This window comes from Streptomyces mangrovi, assembly GCF_900114215.1.
Taxonomy (GTDB): Bacteria; Actinomycetota; Actinomycetes; order Streptomycetales; family Streptomycetaceae; genus Streptomyces; species Streptomyces barkulensis.
Genome location: NZ_FOSG01000022.1, coordinates 26895 through 48372 on the forward strand (window position 1 = coordinate 26895; position 21478 = coordinate 48372).

Genomic DNA, 21478 nt, shown 5'->3' on the forward strand with positions numbered 1-21478 from the left:
GTCGTTGTGCCTGCGACCGTCGGTCCTGCCACGGGAGCGGCTGCGGCGGCCGTACGGCGATATGTTCCCGGCCACTCCACCCCCCGCCCACTGTGCCGTCCGGCGGGGCTCCCGCACGGCCGTAAGCTTGCGCGAAGGGCGCCGCTCCCGCGCGTCAGGGGGACTCCGCCCGCCCCTCGGTGTCTGGCAGCAGGATCGGACCCGAGCCCCAGGGCACGCGGGGACGGCGCGGTGGAGCGAGAAGGAAGACCGGAAAGCTCATGCCCGAGACCGTCACCCCGTCATCCGCACCTCCGCCAGGGCCGTCCCGCCACGTCCTACTCGTGCGCGCCGTCTGGGAAGGCCAGAACTGCTATTTCCTGCCCGGCGGCGGACAGCGCCCAGGCGGGAACCTCGCCGACGCCGCCCATCGCGAGGTGTACGAGGAGACCGGCCTGATCATCACCTCCGACCGGCGGCCCCCACCGCCCTCGGCCGCCAGGAAGCCGACACCGTTCAGACCGGTCTGGAGTGGGTGCCGCTGGAGAAGGTCCCCTCGGCCAACCTCCTGCCGCATGCGCTTCGCGCCCCGATCACCGCTCCGGCCGGTTCCGACGAGATCCCCACCGGGCTACCTCGGCGGTGTCGCCTGACCCGCCCGGACCGGCCGTCGACGGGCGCGTTCCGCCCACCGCACGCGAGATCACCACCGGACAGGCCAACCGGGTCTGGCTCGTCGACGCCCCGACATCATGCGTGCTCAAGTACTACGGCGACTCCGCCCGCGCCGCGAACGAGGTTATGGCTCTCCGTCTCCTCGTCGCCCACGGCGTTCCGACACCGCGGCTGCTCGGGGCCACACGGGTGGTGATCCACCGTGGACGGCACAGAGTTTCGTCACCGCCGAGCCGGTCCCCGCCGGACAGCTCCTCGCCGAACTCGCCGCGCCTTGAAAACCATCCACCGCGTATCAGGTGGCCACGCAGGCCGGGTGGCGGGCGCACCCCGTTACCCGACCTGCCCCGCCTGCCTTCACAGCCGCCTCAACCCTTACGAAAACGCCGCTCCATACCTGGTCTGCGAAGCTCAGGACCTGCACGAAGAGATCAACACCACCGCGTTGGACATCCAGCCCCGGCTTCTGCACCACGGCATCCAGCCCGGCCACCTGGTCCGTCGGCCGTCTGATCCTTCTCGACTGGGAACTGGCCGCATTCGGCGGCCCCTTCTCCGGCCTGGCCCGGCTGGCGGTCCGTCTCCGACTGGAAGACCCGTTGCCGGTTATCGACCTCGCGCAGGTCCATGGGACATCCACCGAACGCCGCCTGCGTCTGTACTGGACAATCCACCGACCCGCCGACACGGCTCTGGTTTCGCCGAGGTGAGAGCCGAGTCAACGCCACCCCGGGAACGTCACAGGGTAGGGCTTGACAACGGGGGCGTCTCGACACGCATCAGCCTACGTGCGAGAATCGCACGCATGGCAGACATCGATGCACGCGTGCTTGGTGAACGCATCAGGGATGCCCGAAAGCGCGCAGACATGAGCCAGGAAGAGCTTGGCCGGGTCGTGAACCTCGAGCGCACGATGGTGAACAAGCTCGAGGCAGGCGTTCGCCGGGTCACAGCGCTCGAACTGTCGGACATCGCTGCTGCGCTTGGCGTTCGCATGTCGACCTTCTTCGAGGACCCCACTCCTGCACTTGTCTCTCACAGGTCGAGCCAGGGTCTGGACACGGTCGACTCACGCATCGACACGCTACTCGCCAATCTGGCCGGTGAGGTCGAGTTCCTGGACAAGCTGGGAGTTGAGGAGCTAGGTCTTACGGCTGCCGACGCAGTCACCGAAGCCAGCATCACGCCGCCGTCGAACAACGTCGAGGCCGAAGAGCTGGCTGCGACGGTGCGCGCACTCATGCGACTGTCAAAGGACGAACCTGTCCATCAGCTGTCTGACAAGGTTACCGCCATCGGGCTCCTGGCATTCTCGCGGGACATCGGAAAGGACACGGCCGACGCAGGGACAATTCTGTTGAGACGTGGCGGCGTGACTCTTGTCAACAGTCACATGAAAGTCGGTCGTCGAAGGCTCGCGCTCGCGCACGAAGTCGGCCATTACCTGATCGAAGACGAATATACGGTCGACTGGAGAGTGGCTGGACATTCGGACATCGTCGTCCCGATGGAGTCGCGCCTCGATCGTTTTGCCCGGGCGCTTCTATTGCCGAAGGATGCGGTCGGTCGCGCATGGCGGGAGAAGGCCGGCCTGCACGGGGAGCGCCGTGCCGCGATTCTGTTGGCCAGTGAATTTCGGGTCGATATGGCCACCCTGGCTACGCGGCTGAAAGAACTGTGCCTGGCCGACAGTGACACAGTCACTGCGGTGCGCGGGTTTCGCACGACCCAGGCCGACATGGTCGAGATGAATCTCTACGTCCCGCTCGAGGAACTCGCCGGCACCACGGTGCCTCGTCCGTTTGCTCGTGCTGTCCTGCAACTCGTACGGGACGAACGGATCAGCCGTGATCGCGCTCTTGAGCTACTTCAAGGAACTTTTGACGATGCGGATCTGCCGCGCATTCGCACGCGGCGACCTGACGAAATCTGGAACTTCGTATCGTGACGGTTCCCGACGATGCCTTGGTTTTCGATACCGGGCCGCTGCGGCATTTTGCCACACAAGGCTGGCTGGCTGTCCTTCGGTTTCTCGCCGGGGAACGGAAGGTTTATATCCCCGACAGCGTAGCGCGGGAACTAAACGAGGCTCGCGACTCCGTGCCGGCCGTAGGGCAGGCGCTCGATGCTGATTGGGTAAATGTCTACCGTTCGACATCCTCCCACTATACGGAAGCGTTTGCCGGCTACCATGACCGGCTCGTCGTGGACGGAAAAAACGTCGGTGAATGCGGAGTTCTCGCCATGGGTAAAATCTACGGCTGTGAACTTGTCCTGGACGACGCTGTCCCGCGCCAGATCGCAGAAGAAGAACGGATCAAGGTCACGGCAACTGTTCCAATGCTGTGCGAAGCGGTCCGTGCGAAGCAACTCACAATGGTGATGGTCGAGCAGCTTGCCGACGATCTACTCGAAGGGGAATACTTCCTGCCTTTCGCTCGGGGAGGCTTCCGTCGGCATGTTCTTGAACACGGTCTTCTGGACTACGAAGAACTGTGAATGACTGAGGAGCCGTCCGGCCGCACTACGCTCGGCCGAGAGCCCCACCTGGGGCCGAGCGGTCCGCCCAGCCGCTTGATGGACACGTAGAGCGTCTCGGCACACAGATTCCCCGGCAGGGCGCCCTCCACAGCCTGTGCCTTCAGGCGAGAGCGGAGCCTGAAGGCCAACGGCCCCCGGAAGAAGAACCAGTCCGGCACCCGGTCCGGGGCTGCCTGCTCCTGATTTCGCCACACCTCCACACCGGCCAGGCAGCCCCGGTCTCAGTTCTGGTCTCATTCGGACCCGTCCGCCCCCGTCCGGACCGACCCAATCTGACCACTCCGCCGCAGGTCAGAACGGGCCCGGGCTTCCGCGAACGATGGAACGAACATTTGGAAAGCGTGTTGGGGCAACCCCTCACGAGTTCGAATCTCGTATCCTCCGCCAGTGCCTCACCGGGCACGATGTCGAGGGGCCCCACCGTCCGCGGTGGGGCCCCTCGACGTGTTCCGTCCCGGTTTCCGTCTCAGTCGCCCTCCCGGGGCTCCAGGAAGGCGTCACCGCCGCCGCCGTGATCGCTTCGCTGCGGTGCGGTGTGGCTCAGCTCTCGGTGAGCGGTTCCCTGGTCGCGTAGTAGGCGTGCAGTGCGGCCTCGCTTCCGGAGCCCAGGGCGGTCATGATCCGCTGGAAGCGGGCGGAGCGCAGATCGCCGGCCACGACGACACGGGGATGCTGCCCGGCGGGCGGGCAGTACCCGTCCGCACCGCGGACCAGATCGCCGGGCGGAGCGGCCGGCGCGTTGCCGATGCCGAGGTAGACGGCGTCCGCCACGACCGCCCGCCGCTCACCACCCCGGCCCACCACCTCCGCCGACACCGCGGCGCCCTCTCCGGGCTCCAGCGTCAGGTGCCCGACGGGCAGGAGCGTGACCCGGGGGTCCTCGCGGATCTCCTCGACCTTGTAATCGTCGGCCGCCGGATACGCCACCAGCAGGCGCGTACCGGTGGCCGGGTGGGCACGCAGGAAAGTGCCGATCGGGCGGTCACCGCCCAGGACGAGGAGGGTGCGGCCCTCGGCATCGGCCTCACCGGCCTGCCACAGCGGAGGCAGGGTCAGGCCGCCAGGGGCGGTGATCCAGGCGGCGTCGCGGGGCTGGAGGGGCCCGGTGCCGGTGGCGACGACGGCGTACGGGGCGGTCAGGCGGGCGCCGGTGTCGAGCGTGGCGGTCACCCGGTCCGCGTCGGCACGCAACTCGGTGACGTACCGGCCCAGCTCCAGGCGGCACAGCCGCGTGTCCTTCAACTCCGCGGTGATGGCCTCGGCCAGCCCGGGACCGCTGGCGTGGCCGCCCAGGACGTTGTTCAGGGCCGGGATCCGGTAGAGGTTGCGGCACAGCCGGTCCGGCTCGACCAGCACCGAGCGCATGCCGACACCGGCGGCCATCCGGGCGGCGGCGCAACCGGCCGGACCACCACCCACGACGATCAGATCCGTGTCACGGGTGGCGGACGAACCGGCACGGAACGGGGACGGAGACGGGGGTGAGGTGTCGGCCATGGGGCTATTCCAGCACCGGAGCCCCGGCATACGCGGCCAGTCGCCCCATCACCTGCTCACCGGTGACAAGTTGACCGGCCCCCACCAGGCGACGGGTGCCACCTCGGCCTCTCCCCCTTGTGAGCTGCCGGTTTCCCACCGTCCCGGGGCCATCGCCGGCGACACCGTTACAGGGGGTCCCCGGGGATCCCGGTGTACTGCTCGCGCAGCTCCTCGATCAGCGGGTGCGTTTCCGGGAGTAGGAGGTCGTCCAGGCGGCCGACGGCCCGGACACCGACGGCGGCGTTGGTGGCGAAGGCCGCGTCGAACCCGGTGACGTCGGCGAGTCCCACGGGGGCCGAGACCGAGGCACGGACCTGCTGGAGCAGCCGCATGGTGATGCCGGCCAGACACTCCGCGTCCGGCCACACCACCTGCCCGCCCCGGACGAAACCGATGTTCCAGGTGCCGCCCTCGAAGATCATGGACCGGCCGTCCACGAACAGCGCGTCGTCGAAGCCCGCGCGCTGTGCCGCGCGCCGGTGCCGCAGCGAGCCGAACAGCCCGACGCTCTTCACCCCGGGCATGTCCCGGGTGTACACGGCCGACCGGACCCGCAGCGGCGGAAGCGGCAGACTGCCCGCGCCGCGGGTGGTCACCAGCACGTGCGGGTGCGCGTCCGCCCCGATACGGCCCAGGTCCAGCGCCGGATCGAAGACGGTCACCCTGACGACACAGGCCCCGGCCCCGGGAACGGCCCTGCGGACGAACTCCAGGACGCGCTCGGGGTCGAGGTCGGTGTCGAACACCGCCCGGCAGTCGCGCACCAGCCGGTCCAGGTGCAGGGACAGGCCGCGTACCCGGCCCTGCTCGACGCGCATCGACGTGAAGTGGCCGTAGTTGGTCAGCGCCAGGGTCTGAAGGGCATCGGGGCCGACCGGCTCGCCGTTGAGTTCCGCCATGCCCCCCAGCCTGGCACCCGCAGCCGACGAGCACAGGCGAGACGGACATCCGGCTGACCGGGTACGGGCTTCCAGGCCTCGGTACAGGCTCCTCGCACTCCTCGCGCTCCCCGCGGGGATGTGACCTTCGTCGCGGCAGAGGAGGCCGGGCGCGTTCGCCGCTGCGCCCGCTGCCGCCGCCGGCAGCGGCGGCGGATCCGCCTGCGGCTGAGGTCACAGAGGTGCGGGCGGAAGCACGCGGAAGAAAGACCGCGTCCGCGAACAGCAATATCTGTGCCCGCGACATGAGAAATAGACGCGGCGCGCGGCGAGTATTCCCCGGCCGCGGACCGGAGGGAAATTATCGACCGTGCAGGGCCGATCGCACCGTGCTACTGTCGATCTCAGTTGCAGGTGTGGTTGCCAGAAGGTTCATTTCCGACGAGGTAATCATCACGGCGACACGGGATTCACACAGGGTGAATCCCTGAAACCGCCTCCGAAGGAGAAATGAAATGGCTACTGGCACCGTGAAGTGGTTCAACGCGGAAAAGGGCTTCGGCTTCATCGAGCAGGACGGCGGCGGCGCCGACGTCTTCGCCCACTACTCGAACATCTCCGCCCAGGGCTTCCGCGAGCTGCTGGAAGGCCAGAAGGTGTCGTTCGACATCGCGCAGGGCCAGAAGGGCCCGACGGCCGAGAACATCGTTTCCGCCTGACACCGGCGACGCGTACTTCGCAGCCGGGGCCCGCACCTGAGGGTGCGGGCCCCGGCTCGCCGCGTTTCAGGGCACGCGGCGGGAAAGGATCCACCGCCCACCGGCCGGTGACCCTTTCCCCCGCCGGCCCGTATCGGCCCACATCGTCTTCGGCTCGTCTCGAGATTCTCTGCGCCACTCGTCTGCTGCGGGAATTCCTTGCCACGCGCCGCACCAAGGAAGGTTCCCCATGAAGAGTGCCCGCACATCCCGCACATCCCGCACATCCCGCACGTACGACCGCTTCGGAGGGGGCTCCGGCGGCAGCCGCTCCGGTGGCCCGCGCCGTTCCGGGGGCTACGGAAACCGGCAGGCCGGACGGGCCGTGCAGGGCGAGTTCGCTCCGCCGAGGACGGTCACGCCCGCGCTGCCCGCCGTCGGGGCGTTCGCCGATCTCGCCATGCCCGCGCGGCTGCTGGCCACGCTCGGCCGCGAAGGCGTGACCGTGCCGTTCCCGATCCAGGCGGCCACCCTGCCGAACTCCCTGGCCGGCCGTGACGTGCTCGGCCGCGGCCGCACCGGCTCGGGCAAGACCCTCGCCTTCGGCCTCGCCGTGCTGGCCCGCACGGCGGGGCAGCGCGCCGAGCCCCGGCAGCCGCTCGCCCTCGTCCTGGTCCCCACCCGCGAGCTCGCCCAGCAGGTCACCGACGCGCTCACTCCGTACGCCCGCTCCGTGAGCCTGCGGCTGGCCACCGTCGTCGGCGGGATGTCCATCGGCAGGCAGGCCGCCGCGCTCAGGAACGGCGCCGAGGTGGTCGTCGCCACGCCCGGACGGCTCAAGGACCTCATCGACCGGGGCGACTGCCGGCTGGACGGTGTCGACACCACGGTCCTCGACGAGGCCGACCAGATGACCGACATGGGCTTCATGCCCCAGGTCACCGCCCTGCTCGACCAGGTGCGCCCCGGCGGGCAGCGGATGCTGTTCTCCGCCACCCTCGACCGCAACGTCGACCTGCTGGTCCGCCGCTATCTGACGGACCCGGTGGTCCACTCCGTCGACCCGTCGGCGGGCGCCGTCACCACCATGGAGCACCACGTACTCCATGTGCACGGCGCGGACAAGCACCGGACGACCACCGAGATCGCGGCGCGGGACGGCCGGGTGATCATGTTCCTCGACACCAAGCACGCGGTGGACCGGCTGACCAAGCACCTGCTGAGCAGCGGTGTCCGCGCCGCGGCCCTGCACGGCGGCAAGTCCCAGCCGCAGCGCACGCGGACCCTGGCCCAGTTCAGGAGCGGGCATGTGGCGGTCCTGGTGGCGACCAACGTCGCCGCCCGCGGCATCCACGTCGACAACCTCGATCTGGTCGTCAACGTGGACCCGCCCGCCGACCACAAGGACTACCTGCACCGCGGTGGTCGCACCGCCCGCGCCGGCGAGTCCGGCAGCGTCGTCACCCTGGTGACCCCCGACCAGCGTCACGGCATGAGCCGGCTGATGGCTTCGGCGGGCATCACCCCCCGGATCACCCGGGTGCGTTCGGGCGAGGCTGAGCTGAGCCGTATCACGGGCGCCCAGGCCCCTTCCGGTGTTCCGGTCGTCGTCACCGCGCCGGAAGCGGAGCGTTCCCGCGGCGCGTCCTCCTCGTCCCGGGGCCGCCGGGGCCGGCGGGGCCGCCCGGGGCAGGGCAGGCCCGTCGGCGAGGCGGCCCACCGCGGGGCGCAGCGGCGGCCGGCCCCGGCCCGGCTGTCCGGAGCCGCTGCGACCACGAGTCCGCTGTGATCACGGGCCCGCCGACCACAGGCCCGTTGACCACAGGCCCACCCCTTTCCGGCAGGAGACACCTTTGACACCGGTTCAGACGCAACACCACGCGGTCGTTCCCTCCCCCGGGGGTCCCGGGGCCCCCGGTAACGTGGCCGCCGGGACCGTGGCCGCCGGCAGGAGCGCGTCCGGGCCCTGGGTCCGTGACGACATGACGATCGAGGTGGCTCTGTCCCTCATGGCCGGCGCCCGCGTCGATCATCTCGTCCTCTGCGACGGGGACGACCAGAGCACGGGCCTGATCACCCTGGCCCGGCTCACCGTTCTCCGCGACAGCCCCGCCTACACGGACCGGATCCGCCTGCGGGACGTCCTCGCCGGACCGTCCGCCTCGCCCGCCGGTCCGCCTCGCCCGGTCGGCGCGCCCTCCCGCGCTCTGTGAGACACCGCGGGCCGTGCCGTCGCCCGGCACCCGTTCGGGCCGGACGGGCGCGGGGCGCCGGCCGGCACCGGTAACCGATCGGGCGAGCAGGCCGGGACCGCACGGGCGGGTGTCCCCGCTCCGGACCGCGCCGGCGCTGTTCGAAGGCGCTCTCTCCCCAGAAGTGTGACGCGCGGGCGGGAAACCGCCGCCAAGGACCCGGTGAGGGCTCTGCCGAATCGCTTCGGCAGAGCCCTCACCGCTGTGTCACCGCCCGCGGTCCCCGCGCCCCTCCCTCCGTCGAGCCGGGCGGCGCGGACGGAGGGCCGACACGGCACGAGGGTCGGCGGATGGTGTTGAATTTCCTTCGGGGCCCTGGTGCCGTACGGTGCCAGGGCCTCTCGACGCGTTGCACAACGAGGTGACATGGCAGCAGATACTCCGCTCAGCGACCGTCTGGACGACGACGACTACCCCGCGTACACCATGGGCCGGGCCGCCGAGATGCTCGGCACCACCCCCGGCTTCCTCCGAGCCATCGGTGAGGCCCGGCTGATCACCCCCCTGCGCTCGGAGGGCGGGCATCGCCGGTACTCCCGCTACCAGCTGCGGATCGCCGCCCGCGCCCGCGAGCTCGTCGACCGGGGGACCCCGATCGAGGCCGCCTGCCGCATCGTCATCCTCGAGGACCAGCTCGAGGAGGCCCAGCGCATCAACGCCGAGTACCGCCGCGCCGCGAACGACGCGTCCGAAGGTTCCGGTCCCGGTTCGGACTGACCGCGTGCCCGTGAAGGGGGGCGGCGCCCGGGAACGCGTGACGGGCGGGGACGGGAACCACCGGGCGGGGGGCGGCCGTCCGGCCGCCCCCGTTATGTTTTCCGCGGCTCCGCAACGGAGCCGCTGGCCTCCGGGCCCGGCATGACCGTGTCCCCCTGTCGAAGGCAGCACAGGTCGATGCCCGAGGCGGCCCCGGCCGACGTCAGCACCCCGCCCTCGTCGACGAACAGGACGTTCTCGTCGACGCGGACCGACGGATGCCTCGCCGCGAGCGCCCGCGTGTAGTGCCAGTGCGTCGTGGCGCGCCTGCCGTCGAGCAGGCCCGTGGCGGCGAGCGCGAAGGCTCCCGTCGAGTTGGCGGCCAGCCGCGTGCCCCGGGCGTGGGCGGCCGTGAGCGCGTCGACGACGGCCGGCGGCGGGTCGTCGCGGTCGGGGAAACCGGTAGCCGGGGATGAAGACGGTCTCGGCCCACTCGAGCGCCTCGAGGCCGTGGACGACGTGGTAGGACAGGCCGTCGCCGCCGGTCACCGGGCCGGGCGCCGCCCCGCACACCCGCACCTCGTACGGCATGCTCGACCGGGCCGTGAACACCTGCGCGGGGATGCCGACGTCGAGCGGCTTGGCGCCTTCCAGGACCAGCACGGCGACGCGGTGCAGACGGGAGGACGGCACGGGGACAGGGTACGAGGGGCGCGGGCGGGACGTCCGTTCGCGCCCTCACCCCACCGGACGGTACGCCGGTACGGGTCCGGCCGGGCCCGTGGACGCCCGGGGGAGCCCCCGCGGCCCGCGTCAGTCGCGCAGCAGCCCGTCCAGGGCCGCCGCCGCGTCGGACGCCGCGGCGGCGAACGGCTCGATGACCAGGTCGACCCCCTCGGCGCGCAGGTGCTCGGCGTCGCGCCGGTTGTGGGCGGTGACGGCCGTGACGCCCCGGTACCCGTGGTGGCGCAGCCCGTGGAGCAGCGCCCGGTTGGTGTCCGCCACCGGGATGGCGGACACCACGCAGCGGGCCCGGGCCAGCGGCAGGGACTCCAGGAAGTGGGCGTCCTCGGCGCTGCCGAAGACCGCGGTCACTCCCGCCCGGTCGTTGCGCGCCACCCGGTGCGGGTCGTAGTCCACCGCCAGGACCCGGTGCCCGGCCCGGCTGAGCCGGTCGGCCAGCAGGCCGCCGAAGCGGCCGAGCCCGTAGAGGACGATGTCGGCGTCGTGGTGGGCGTCGGCGAGGTCGGCGTGGCGGGCGCCGGTCCGCTCGAACCTGCTCAGCCACCGCTCCAGGCGCCCGTAGATCTGGTGGGAGTAGAGGATCAGATAGGTGGAGCCGCCGATGGTGACCAGGCCGACGACGGTGATCAGGCTGACGGTGGCGCCGGTGATGTGCCCGAGGCTGTAGCCGAGGGCGGCGAGGATCAGGGAGAACTCCGAGATCTGGGCGACCGTCAGCCCCGCCAGGAAGCCCACCCGGACCGGGTAGCGCATGGCCACCATGATCACGACGACGATCAGCGGGTTGCCGACGAGCACGAAGGCCGAGAGCACCAGCGCCTCGGCGATCTGCGTGCCCGCGTCCGTGAACTCGAGCCGTGCGCCCAGCTCCAGGAAGAAGAAGAGCAGCAGGAAGTCGCGCAGGCTGACCAGCCGGGCGCCCATGGCGTCCCGGTAGGGGGTGCCGGCCAGGGAGACCCCGGCCAGGAACGCCCCGACCTCGGAGCTGAAGCCGAGCCACTCGCTCAGTGCGGCCACCGACACCGCGTAGGCCACGCCGAAGAGCAGCAGCAGTTCCTGGGAGCGGGCGACGCGGTGCAGCAGGCCGGGCAGGACGTAGCGCGTCAGCGCGGCGACGCCGGCCAGCAGGCCCAGGCCCTTGGCGAAGACCAGGGCGATCTCCGCACCCATGCCGCCGCCGTCTCCGGCTCGCTGCCCGAACGCGGTCAGCGCGATCATGACCAGCACCACGACGATGTCCTGCACGATCAGGAACCCCACCGCGATGCGGCCGTGCAGCTGCTCCAGCTCGCGCTTGTCGGACAGCAGCTTCACGATGATGATCGTGGACGAGAAGGTGAGCGCGACCGCGACGTAGAGCGCCGTCACCGTGTCCATGCCCAGCGCGAGCGCGATCAGGAAACCGATCACCGAGGTGAACAGGACCTGGCCGAGCCCGGTGGCCAGCGCGATGGGCCCCGTGGTGCGGACCAGGTGCAGGTCGAGCCGGAGTCCCACCAGGAACAGCAGTACCGCGATACCCAGCCGGGCCAGCAGCTCGACGGTGCCCTCGGCCTCCACCCAGCCGGCGCCGGCGGGGCCGACCAGGATGCCGACGCCGATGAAGGCGACGATCAGCGGCTGCTTCAGCAGTGTCGCCAGCAGGCCCACGGCGGCGGAGATCGCGAGGACCGCGGCGACGAGGGGGAAGTCGTACGGCTCCATGACCCGGTCCGATCACTGGTTCGTTCGCTGCGGGAATGCGTTCATCGCCCCGGCCCCGGCCCCGGGACGACCAGCACGTCGCACGGCGCCTCGGACACCACGTGCTGGGCGACACTGCCCAGCACGGCGTAGCCGGCCGCCGAGCGCGTACCCGTACCGACCACGGCCAGATCGGCCCCCTCGCTTCCCGCGAGACGGGGTACGGCGTCCTGCGGGCGGCCCGGAGCGACCAGGACGCGCGCCGGACGCGGTGCCAGGTCCGCCGCGATCCGCTCGGCGGCCGGGCGGGCCTGCTCGGTGCGGGTACGCCGCAACCGCTCCAGCTCCTCCTCCGGCACGCCCCGCATGCGCAGCAGATGCTCGCCGGGAACGGTGACGCAGCGGACCAGTAGGCGCTCCGCGCCGGGGGTCAGCCCCGTCCCGGTACGGGCCGCGGCGAGGGAGGCGGTGGACTCGTCGACGGCGAGCAGGACCTTCCGGTACGCGCCTTCCGGCGGCCGTCTGACGACCAGTGCCGGCACCTCGCCGGTGCGCACCAGGCTCCCGGCGATGCCGCCCAGCCCGGTGCCGCCGGGCCGGTGCCGGCCGCGGGCCCCCAGCACCAGCAGATCGGCGCCCTCTCCGCCGGCCTCGTCCGGTACGACGGCGGTGACCCTGCCGGTGCGCACCGTCCCCCGGGCCGCCGGGACCGCGCGGGCGTGCCGGCGCAGGTGGGAGCGGAGCCGCAGCCGGGCGAACTCCACCAGGTCCGGGGTCACGTCCGGCGGTGCGACGTACAGCACGAGCAGCCGCGCGCCGTACCGCGCGGCGAGCCGGGCCGCACGGCCGACGGGTTCGCCGGCCGGTTCGGAGAGGTCGGTGACCGCCAGCACGCACCGGGGCGGCACTGAGTACACGGGCATCACCCCCGGTCGACCGGCTCCCATGCCAGATTAGTTCCTTTTGTCGCCACGACGCCCCTCGAACGCACCTCCGGCGCACCCCGGCGCACCCCGGCGCGCTCTCCCTCCCGACGTGCACTCCGGCAGGTTTCACCGGCCTCCCCACGGACACCCGCCCGGTCGAACCGGTGAGAATGCGAAATATGAGCGGAATCAACCATGTGTGACGCGCGCCGCGACGGCGCTCCCGCGGACCGTGCGCGCCGCGCCACGCCGCGCCACAAGGAGGCAGCGATGAAAGCCGTCGTCTACAAGGAACCGTTCAGCGTCGACGTCGAGGAGGTCGCCGACCCCCGGATCCAGGACCCCACGGATGTGCTCGTCAAGGTCACCACATCCGCCATCTGCGGCTCCGACCTGCACATGTACGAGGGCCGCACCGGCGCGGAGCCGGGCATCGTGTTCGGCCACGAGAACATGGGGGTCGTGGAGGAGACCGGCTCCGGCGTCGCCTCGGTGAAGAAGGGCGACCGGGTCGTCATGCCGTTCAACGTGGCATGCGGCTTCTGCAAGAACTGCCTGGCGGGGCGGACGGGCTTCTGCCTGACCGTCAACCCGGGCTTCGCGGGCGGAGCCTACGGCTATGTGTCGATGGGCCCCTACACCGGCGGCCAGGCGCAGTACCTGCGCGTGCCGTTCGCGGACTTCAACTGTCTGCAACTGCCCAAGGGCACCGAGCACGAGGACGACTTCGCCCTGCTCGCCGACATCTTCCCCACCGGCTACCACGCCACCGAACTGGCGCAGGTCTCCCCCGGGGAGACCGTGTGCGTGTTCGGCGCCGGACCGGTCGGCCTGATGGCGGCCTACTCCGCGGTGCTGCGCGGCGCCTCCCGCGTCTTCGTCGTCGACAAGCAGCCGGACCGGCTCCGCCTCGCGGGCCGGATCGGCGCGATCCCGGTCGACTACAGCAAGGGCGACGCCGCCGAGCAGATCAAGGAGCAGACCAACGGGGAGGGGACCGACAAGGGCATCGACGCCGTCGGCTACCAGGCCACGGTCGCCGAGGGCGAGGAGCAGCCGGCGATAGTGCTCAACACCCTGGTCGAGGCAGTGCGCCCCACCGGGATGCTCGGAGTGGTCGGGCTCTACGTGCCGGCCGACCCCGGCGGCCCCAGCGAGAGCGCCAAGAAGGGCGAACTACTCTTCCGGATCGGCAAGTTCTTCGAGAAGGGCCTGCGGATGGGGACCGGCCAGGCGAACGTCAAGTCGTACAACCGCCAACTGCGCGACATGATCATCGCCGGCCGCGCCACCCCCAGCTTCGTGGTCTCCCACCGGGTCCCGCTGGAGGAGGCGCCCGAGGCCTACCAGCACTTCGACAAGCGCGACGAGGGCTGGACCAAGGTGCTCCTCAAGCCCGAGATGGGCAACGGGCACAAGAAGCAGAAGGTGTCGGCGTAGCCGCGCGGGGCGGCGCGACGCGGGTGCGGTGGGGCGGTCCGGGTACGGGCCGCCCCACCGCCGCGTCCCCGTGCCTCCGTGCCGCCCGCCGGTTCCGGAAAACCGCAGGCGGACGACGAGTCCTGACGCGGGGTCTTGACGGCCCACCCCCCTGCCCATACCGTCTCGCCCGCTCCTTGAAACGAATCAATTGAAACGTATCAAGGTGTACCGGCAACGTATCGACACGCCCTTCCCGCCCCTGACGGGTCCGGCCGAGGGCGGGAAGGACCGCGCGATGAGACGACCCCATGGGCGAACCCGGCAACGCACCGCCTCCGGGCCGCGGCGGCGGACATCCGTCCTGCTGGCCGCCGTACTGCTCGCCACCGGCGCCCCGGCCGCCCAGGCCGGCACCCCCTCCGGCGAGGCACCCGGCGGCGGCCGCGGCAAGGGACGGGCGGTCCAGCTCGAGAAGCTCGACCGCGGCCTCGTCGCCGTCGCCACCGGCGAGGGCGTCTTCCTCAGCTGGCGGCTGCTCGGCACCGAGACCACCGGCTCCACCGCCACCGGCATGGCCGGCCCGGACTTCCGCGTCTACCGGGACGGCGAGCCCGTGGCGACCGTCACCGACAGCACCAACCACCTCGACCGCGGCGCCCCGCCCGACTCCGAGTACCGCGTCGTCCCCGTCGTCGACGGCCGCGAGGTCCGCGACAGGGGCCGCGGCCAGGCGGTCACACCGTGGTCGCGGTCCTACACCGAACTGCCGCTGCGCAAGCCCGCCGACGGCGTCACCCCCGCCGGGGAGAGGTACACCTACTCCGCCAACGACATGAGCGTCGGCGACGTGGACGGCGACGGAAGCTACGAGTACGTCGTCAAGTGGGACCCGTCCAACTCCAAGGACGTCTCCCAGAAGGGCTACACCGGCAACGTCCTGATCGACACCTACCGCCTCGACGGCACCCTCCTGCACCGCCTCGACCTGGGTGTCAACATCCGCGCGGGCGCCCACTACACCCAGTTCCCCGTCTACGACTTCGACGGCGACGGGCGCGCGGAGATGATGGTCAAGACCGCGCCCGGCACCAAGAGCATCCGCTACGACCGGCACGGGCGCGTGGTCTCCGAGCGGTACATCACCATGCCGCGCGAGGACGTCCGCGCCGGCCACTCCCACCGCGACGACCACCGGATGAGCGCCGCGGACTACCGCGAGCGCCTCGTGGGGACGTTCCTCGGCTGGCACGAGCACCCCGAGGTGACCGCCGGGCGGTGGCCCGCCACCCTGGAGGCGGCCTTCGGCATCGAGCCGCGCCACGACTACCCGCTCTCCCGCACCGCCGCCGAGGACCTGGCCGACCACTTCATCGACGTCTACGCCCCCTCCCGCAGCTCCCGCAACGACCTGCGCGCCTTCGAGGGCTTCGTCCTCACCGGCCCCGAGTACCTGACGGTGTTCGACGGAGCCACCGGCCGCGAGCTCCAGACCGTCCGCTACGAGCCCGGACGGCACGACGACGGCCTGATGTGGGGCGACTACGCCATGAGCCGCATCGAGCCGGGCAACCGCGTCGACCGCTTCCTGGCGGGCGTGGCCTACCTCGACGGCAGGCGCCCCTCGGCCGTCTTCGCCCGCGGCTACTACACGCGCGCCACCGTGGCCGCCTACCGCTGGAACGGAAAGCGCCTGAAGCGCCAGTGGCTCGCCGACAGCGGCTGGACACCGATGTCCAACCCCTTCGACGACTCCCCGCACGGCGTCGACGGCACCGACCCCGAGTACGGCTCCCTCACCACCCAGGGCTTCCACTCCCTGAGCGCGGCGGACGTGGACGGCGACGGCCGCCAGGAGATCGTCTACGGCGCGGCCACCCTCGACGACGACGGCTCCCTCCTCTACAGCTCCTTCGCCGAGGGGCCGCCGCAGAGCGCCGTGCCGGGGCGGAGCGTGCGACTCGGTCACGGCGACGCCATGCACGTCGCCGACGTCGACCCGGACCGTCCCGGCCTGGAGATCCACACCGTCCACGAGGGCGGGCGCTGGGCCCCCTACGGCCACGCGCTGCGCGACGCCGCCACCGGCGAGGTGCTGTACGGCGCCTACACCGGCGTGGACACCGGCCGCGGCATGGTGGGCGACATCGACCCGGACCGTCCGGGCCTGGAGACCTGGGGCTCGCACGGCGTCGGCCTGTGGAGCGCGGACGGTGAGCGGCTCGGCGGCGCCACACCCGGCACCAACATGAGCATCCGCTGGGCCGCCGACATGACCACACAGATCGTGGAAGGCTCGGGCGATGACACCCCGGTGATCAGGGACTGGCGGCGCGGCACGCTGCTGACCGCCGGGGGAACCCGCACCAACAACGGCACCAAGGGCAACCCCTCGCTGGTGGCCGACGTCCTCGGCGACTGGCGCGAGGAGCTGCTGGTGCGCACCGCCGACAGCTCGGCGGTACGGCTCTACACCGGCACCGAGGTGACCGACCGCAAGCTGTACACGCTGATGCACGACCCTCAGTACCGGGTCGAGGTGGCGCGGCAGCAGACGACGTACAACCAGCCCGCGTACCCGTCCTTCCACCTGGGCTCGGGCACCGACTGGTCGCGGGTGCCCGTGCCCGGCGCGCGCGTGCCCGGCCGCCGGTAGGGACCTGCCGCCGGCAGGTCCCGGCACCGGCCGGTCGCCGGCAGCCGTCCGCTCAGCCGTGCCAGAGATCGCCCACGTCCCGCACGTGGGCGGCGGCCTGCGCACGTCCCGCGCGTGCGCAGGCCGCCCGGCGGGAGGCGTCCAGGGGGTTGCGGCCGAGCTCCCGGCGGGCGGCGGCGTCCGGGACGATCAGCGCGACATCCGCCCCCTCCGCCCGCAGCCGGGCGGCGAGCCGCTCGGCCCGGGGGCCCGGCCCGAACGCCCTGGACAGCGGGGCGAGCACCACCACCCGCCGGTGGCCGCGCGCCAGATCGGCGTTGGTCGTCGACCGCACGCCGCCGTCGATCCACCACCGCCCGCACAGGGCCACCGGTGGCCACAGACCCGGCATCGCACAGCTCGCGGCGACCGCCCGGAGCAGGTCGGCGCCGCTGCCGGAGTGGAAGGCGCCCAGCTCACCGGTGTGCGCGTCCACGGCGGTCACGCGCAGCGCGTCCGGCCACTCCCGCACCGGCAGCAGGGCGGCCATGGCCTCCAGCACCTCCTCCCCGGAGGAGGTACGCGCCCCCAGCGCCATCCGCCCCAGCCGCCGCGCCACCGCCTCCGGGGTGCGCCGGCCCAGCTGCGCGCGCAGGAAGCCCAGGGCCGCGCCGGGAGTGATTCGCGCCTCGGGACCGGCCGCCTCCGGTCCGGCCGCCTCCCGAGCGGCCGCCTCCGACTGCCGCCGGTGGAGCTCCTCCGGATGCTCCCCGGCCGTCAGCCGGGCGCCGACCACCGCCCCCGCCGAGGTGCCGATCACCGTGTCGGCACCGGAGAGGTCCACCCCGGCCTCGGCCAGCCCGGCCAGCACCCCCACCTGCCACGCCCCGCCCGCGTGCCCACCGCTGCCCAGTACGAGCGTTCTGTCCGCCACGGCGCCGGCCTCCTCCCTCGTCGGCCGTGTCCGTCTACCCACCGCCGCCTGCCGGAAGCAGCCGCACAAGTGGCATACGCTCGCACGGTCGATCGATCCCACGAGGCTGGAGACACCATGGCCGCGACGCCGACCAAGCCCACCAAGCCCACCAACTGGGCCGGGAACGTCGAGTTCGCCGCCCGGGCCCTGCACCGCCCGGCGACGACGGACCGACTGCGCGAGATCGTCGCGGCGTCCGACCGCGTACGGGTGCTGGGCTCGGGCCACTCCTTCAACCGGATCGCCGACACGGACGGCGACCTGATCACCCTCGACGACCTGCCCCGCGCCATCGAGGCGGATCCGGCCTCCGGCACCGTCCGCGTCACCGGCGCGGTCCGGTTCGGCGAGCTGTGCCCGGTGCTGCGGCGGCACGGGCTCGCCCTGCCGAACCTGCCGTCCACCCCGCACTTCACCCTCGCCGGGGCGTACGCCACCGGCACCCACGGCTCGGGGCACACCGGCGGCACGCTGGCCGCCGCCGTACGGTCGGTGGAGCTGGTCACGGCGGACGGCTCGCAGGTCACCGTCTCGCGCGGCGACGACGGCTTCGAGGGGGCCGTGGTCTCGCTCGGCGCCCTGGGCGCGGTCACCGCCCTGACCCTTGACGCGTGCCCGGCGTTCGAGGTGGAGCAGTACGTCCACGAGGGGCTGCCCTGGGAGGTGCTGACACAGCACCCGGAAGAGGTGTTCGGCGCCGCGTACAGCGTCAGCGTCTTCACCGACTGGACCGGCCCGGCGCGGGTGTGGGCCAAGCGCCGCACCGGTGATCCGCTGCCCGGCCTCGCCCGGACCGGCGCCCGCCCCGCCGACGGCCCCCGTCACCCGATCGAGGGGATGCCGACTTCGAACGCCACCGAGCAGCAGGGCGTGCCCGGGCCGTGGGACGAGCGGCTGCCGCACTTCCGCTCCGGGTTCATGCCCAGCGCCGGGGACGAGCTCCAGTCGGAGTACTTCGTGCCGGCCGGCCGCGCGGGCGAGGCCGTCGCGGCGCTGCGGGAGCTCGGGCCGCTGCTCGCCCCCGTGCTGCAGGTCTCCGAGATACGCACCGTGGCCGCCGATCCGCACTGGCTCAGCCCCGCCCACGGCCGCGACAGCGTCGCCCTCCACTTCACCTGGACGTCCGACGCGGCCGCCGTCGCCCCCGTGCTGCTCCGCGTCGAGGAGGCGCTCGCGCCCTTCGACGCGCGCCCCCACTGGGGGAAGCTGTCGTCCACGGGGGTGGATGCGCTGAGCGCCTCGTACCCGCGCTGGGAGGACTTCCGGGCGCTGCTGGACCGCTTCGACCCGGCGGGCGTGTTCCGCAACGAGCTGATCGACCGCTGGTTCCCCCGCGGCAGGTAGCCGGCGACCGGTCAGCCGACGGCCGGTCAGCGGACGGGCGGCGGGGAAAGGCGCCCGGGAAAGGCGCCGGGGAAGGGCGCCGGGGAAGGGCGCCGGGGAAGGGCGGCGGCCGGAAGGCAGATGTTCCCCGTTCCCGGGATCGGACGGGTTTGGCCCCGGCGTGCGGGCGGATCACTTCCCCCAAAACGGGCCAGTTGTGCCGGGATCATTCCCTCAGCGCCCTCCAGTCGCTACCTTCCCTTCCACCACGTCCGTAACCCGGACAGGCAATCCCCCACGTCGAACAGCCCGTCCCAGCTGTCCGCACCGGAAGGATCCTCCCGTGCACGCACCTCTCTCCAGAGGCAGGAAGCGCAGAATCATCGCGGCCACCGCCGCCGCGTCCCTCGCCACCCCCTTGATGCTCGCCGCGACCGCCACCTCCGCCGTGGCCAAGCCCGACCCCGGCAAGCAGGGCGAGCGGCTGGCGAGGCAGCTGGTCAAGAAGGCCGACGCGGACGGCGCCATGAGGCACCTGCGGGCGTTCCAGGCGATCGCCGACGCCAAGGACGACAACCGCGCCGCCGGCTCCGCCGGCTACGACTGGTCCGCGAAGTACGCCGGCACCCTGCTCAAGCTCGCCGGGTACGAGGTCACCTACCAGAACTTCGACTTCGTCTACCGCGAGACGCTCGCGGAGAAGCTGTCCGTCCTGAGCCCCACTCAGCGCGATGTCCCCATCAAGCTGATGACGTACACCGCGAGCACCCCCGAGGGCGGCGTCGAGGCAGCTCTCGCGGCCGTGCCCGTGGACACCGACGGCACCACCGGCTGCGAGGCCGACGACTTCGCCGCCGGCGACTTCACCGGCAAGATCGCCCTGATCCAGCGCGGCGGCTGCACCTTCGCCGCCAAGCAGGCGAACGCCGCCGACGCCGGCGCGGTCGGCGCGATCATCTACAACAACACCGACGGGGACCTCAACGGCACCCTCGGCGAGGCCTCCGCCGGCCGCATCCCCACCGGCGGCATCACCCAGGAGGCGGGCGAGGCACTGGCGGCCGACGTCGCCCAGGGCACCGTCACCGTCAACATGGAGATCCGCGAGTTCCACGAGACCCGCTCCACGCCCAACGTCATCGCCGAGACCCGCGGCGGCGACGAGGACAACGTGGTGATGTTCGGCGCCCACCTGGACTCCGTCGCCGACGGCCCGGGCATCAACGACAACGCCTCCGGCTCCGCCGGCATCCTGGAGACCGCCCTCGAGTTCGCCAAGACCAACCGCAAGGGCAAGCACGCCAACAAGGTGCGCTTCGCTCTGTGGTCCGCCGAGGAGGTGGGTCTGCAGGGCTCCGAGCACTACGTGACCAGCCTGCCGGAGGCCGAGCGCGAGAAGATCGCCCTCTACCTCAACTTCGACATGATCGCCTCGCCGAACTACGGCCTGTTCGTCTACGACGGCGACGACTCCGACGGCGTCGGCGCCGGCCCGGGCCCCGAGGGCTCGGCGCAGCTCGAGCACGCGATCAACACCTTCATGCGCTCGCAGGGCCAGGAGCCGCGCGGCACCGACTTCACCGGCCGCTCCGACTACGGTCCGTTCATCGAGGCCGGCATCCCCTCCGGCGGCACCTTCACCGGCGCCGAGGGCATCAAGAGCGAGGAGGAGGCCGCCCTGTGGGGCGGTGAGGCCGGTATCGCGTACGACAAGTGCTACCACCAGGCGTGCGACGACATGGGCAACGTCAGCAAGAAGGCGCTCGGCGTCAACGTCGACGTGATCGCCAACGCCGTCGGCACCTACGCCTGGGACACCTCCTCGCTGACCGAGGACGTGCCCTTCGAGCCCACCAAGGGCACCGCGGGCAGCGGTGGCGGTCTGCACGACCACGACCACGGCCTGACCTCCTGAGGCACTGACCTCCTGAGGCACTGACGGCCCGACGTCCCACGGACGTACGGCCGTGACGGCACCCCACCGCGGGCGCCGGGGCACACGCCCCGGCGCCCGCGGCGCTTCGCGCGCCGCGGACCCGGCGGCGCGCCGGCCCGTGACCACTCGCCCCCCCCCGAGGCCGGGACACGCCCCGACCCTTCGCCGGAAGGCTGTGTCCCCCGCCGCCGGGCCGGTAGGCTTTCCGTGTGATCTTCAAGCGAATCGGAAACGGGCGGCCGTACCCCGACCACGGCCGGGAGAGCACCCGCCAGTGGGCGGATGTAGCCCCACGCCCGGTGCGTCTTGACCAGCTCGTCACCACGAAGGGACAGCTCGACCTGGAGACCCTGCTCGCCGAGGACTCCACCTTCTACGGCGATCTGTTCGCGCACGTCGTGAAGTGGAACGGGGACCTCTATCTGGAGGACGGCCTCCACCGCGCCGTGCGCGCGGCCCTTCAGCAGCGGCAGGTGCTGCACGCCCGGGTGCTCGAACTCGACTGACGCCCGCGGGCACCCGCCGCACCCGCTGACGTCCCGGGCCCGCCGTGCGGGACGCGTTGGCCCTTTCGGGGC

17 protein-coding genes and 1 pseudogene are annotated in these 21478 nt (G+C 72.0%); 12 read left to right on the top strand and 6 right to left on the bottom strand.

The features are described 5' to 3' along the window. Positions 1–260: 260 nt before the first annotated feature. The 3 genes from BM237_RS30580 (at position 261) to BM237_RS24030 (ending at position 3153) form a co-directional block, all read left to right on the top strand. On the top strand, positions 261–632 hold the full coding sequence (locus BM237_RS30580) for an NUDIX domain-containing protein (RefSeq protein WP_093851819.1): 372 nt from the start codon (positions 261–263) through the stop codon (positions 630–632). Between the two features lie 827 nt (positions 633–1459). Then, positions 1460–2602: a helix-turn-helix domain-containing protein gene (locus BM237_RS24025; RefSeq protein WP_093851820.1), complete on the top strand. Its 1143-nt coding sequence runs from the start codon at positions 1460–1462 to the stop codon at positions 2600–2602. Beyond that, positions 2599–3153 (top strand): PIN domain-containing protein, encoded by a 555-nt coding sequence (locus BM237_RS24030; protein ID WP_093851821.1) that lies wholly within the window; start codon positions 2599–2601, stop codon positions 3151–3153. The genes BM237_RS24025 and BM237_RS24030 overlap by 4 nt, the downstream gene beginning before the upstream one ends. A gap of 582 nt (positions 3154–3735) precedes the next feature. Here BM237_RS24030 and BM237_RS24035 read toward each other — a convergent pair. Continuing rightward, a complete protein-coding gene (locus BM237_RS24035; protein ID WP_093851822.1) occupies positions 3736–4692 on the bottom strand; it encodes an FAD-dependent oxidoreductase in 957 nt (318 codons plus the stop codon). A gap of 167 nt (positions 4693–4859) precedes the next feature. Next, positions 4860–5633 carry an aminotransferase class IV family protein gene (locus tag BM237_RS24040; RefSeq protein WP_093851823.1) on the bottom strand — a complete coding sequence of 258 codons (774 nt, stop codon included), beginning with the start codon at positions 5631–5633 and terminating at the stop codon, positions 4860–4862. A gap of 494 nt (positions 5634–6127) precedes the next feature. On the opposite strand from BM237_RS24040, the gene BM237_RS24045 reads away from it, so the two are divergent. The 4 genes from BM237_RS24045 to BM237_RS24060 all read left to right on the top strand — a co-directional run bounded on the left by BM237_RS24045 (position 6128) and on the right by BM237_RS24060 (position 9279). Continuing rightward, on the top strand, positions 6128–6331 hold the full coding sequence (locus BM237_RS24045) for a cold-shock protein (RefSeq protein WP_093851824.1): 204 nt from the start codon (positions 6128–6130) through the stop codon (positions 6329–6331). A 229-nt stretch (positions 6332–6560) separates the two neighbouring features. Beyond that, entirely contained in the window at positions 6561–8099 is a 1539-nt protein-coding gene (locus BM237_RS24050; RefSeq protein WP_093851825.1) for a DEAD/DEAH box helicase, read from the top strand. A gap of 193 nt (positions 8100–8292) precedes the next feature. Next, complete coding sequence (locus tag BM237_RS24055; RefSeq protein WP_412718670.1) at positions 8293–8523, top strand: CBS domain-containing protein; 231 nt, start codon at positions 8293–8295, stop codon at positions 8521–8523. Between the two features lie 405 nt (positions 8524–8928). Beyond that, the gene (locus BM237_RS24060; protein WP_093851827.1) at positions 8929–9279 is read left to right on the top strand and encodes a helix-turn-helix domain-containing protein; all 351 of its coding nucleotides are present in this window, start codon (positions 8929–8931) and stop codon (positions 9277–9279) included. Positions 9280–9446: 167 nt separating this feature from the next. On the opposite strand, the pseudogene BM237_RS24065 reads toward BM237_RS24060, so the two are convergent. From BM237_RS24065 to BM237_RS24075, 3 genes and pseudogenes are all read right to left on the bottom strand, one after another. Continuing rightward, a pseudogene (locus BM237_RS24065) lies at positions 9447–9951 on the bottom strand (AraC family transcriptional regulator); the annotation flags it as partial. Positions 9952–10071: 120 nt separating this feature from the next. Next, positions 10072–11706, bottom strand: a complete 1635-nt coding sequence (locus tag BM237_RS24070) for a cation:proton antiporter (protein ID WP_093851828.1) — start codon at positions 11704–11706, stop codon at positions 10072–10074. 41 nt (positions 11707–11747) lie between these two features. Then, on the bottom strand, positions 11748–12608 hold the full coding sequence (locus tag BM237_RS24075) for a universal stress protein (RefSeq protein ID WP_217655926.1): 861 nt from the start codon (positions 12606–12608) through the stop codon (positions 11748–11750). A gap of 273 nt (positions 12609–12881) precedes the next feature. Between BM237_RS24075 and BM237_RS24080 the strand changes: the two genes are divergently transcribed. Together BM237_RS24080 and BM237_RS24085 are read left to right on the top strand one after the other, a co-directional pair. Beyond that, positions 12882–14051 carry a glutathione-independent formaldehyde dehydrogenase gene (locus BM237_RS24080; RefSeq protein WP_093851830.1) on the top strand — a complete coding sequence of 390 codons (1170 nt, stop codon included), beginning with the start codon at positions 12882–12884 and terminating at the stop codon, positions 14049–14051. Positions 14052–14328: 277 nt separating this feature from the next. Then, positions 14329–16686 (top strand): rhamnogalacturonan lyase, encoded by a 2358-nt coding sequence (locus BM237_RS24085; protein ID WP_093851873.1) that lies wholly within the window; start codon positions 14329–14331, stop codon positions 16684–16686. A gap of 52 nt (positions 16687–16738) precedes the next feature. Here the strand turns inward: BM237_RS24085 and BM237_RS24090 are convergent, their stop codons facing one another. Continuing rightward, a complete protein-coding gene (locus BM237_RS24090; RefSeq protein ID WP_093851831.1) occupies positions 16739–17599 on the bottom strand; it encodes a patatin-like phospholipase family protein in 861 nt (286 codons plus the stop codon). A gap of 117 nt (positions 17600–17716) precedes the next feature. On the opposite strand from BM237_RS24090, the gene BM237_RS24095 reads away from it, so the two are divergent. From BM237_RS24095 to BM237_RS24105, 3 genes are all read left to right on the top strand, one after another. Next, positions 17717–18985 carry an FAD-binding protein gene (locus tag BM237_RS24095; protein WP_093851832.1) on the top strand — a complete coding sequence of 423 codons (1269 nt, stop codon included), beginning with the start codon at positions 17717–17719 and terminating at the stop codon, positions 18983–18985. A gap of 400 nt (positions 18986–19385) precedes the next feature. Then, a complete protein-coding gene (locus BM237_RS24100) occupies positions 19386–20879 on the top strand; it encodes a M28 family metallopeptidase (RefSeq protein ID WP_175541118.1) in 1494 nt (497 codons plus the stop codon). 230 nt (positions 20880–21109) lie between these two features. After that, positions 21110–21406 carry a type II toxin-antitoxin system VapB family antitoxin gene (locus BM237_RS24105; RefSeq protein ID WP_031508611.1) on the top strand — a complete coding sequence of 99 codons (297 nt, stop codon included), beginning with the start codon at positions 21110–21112 and terminating at the stop codon, positions 21404–21406. Positions 21407–21478 lie beyond the last annotated feature (72 nt).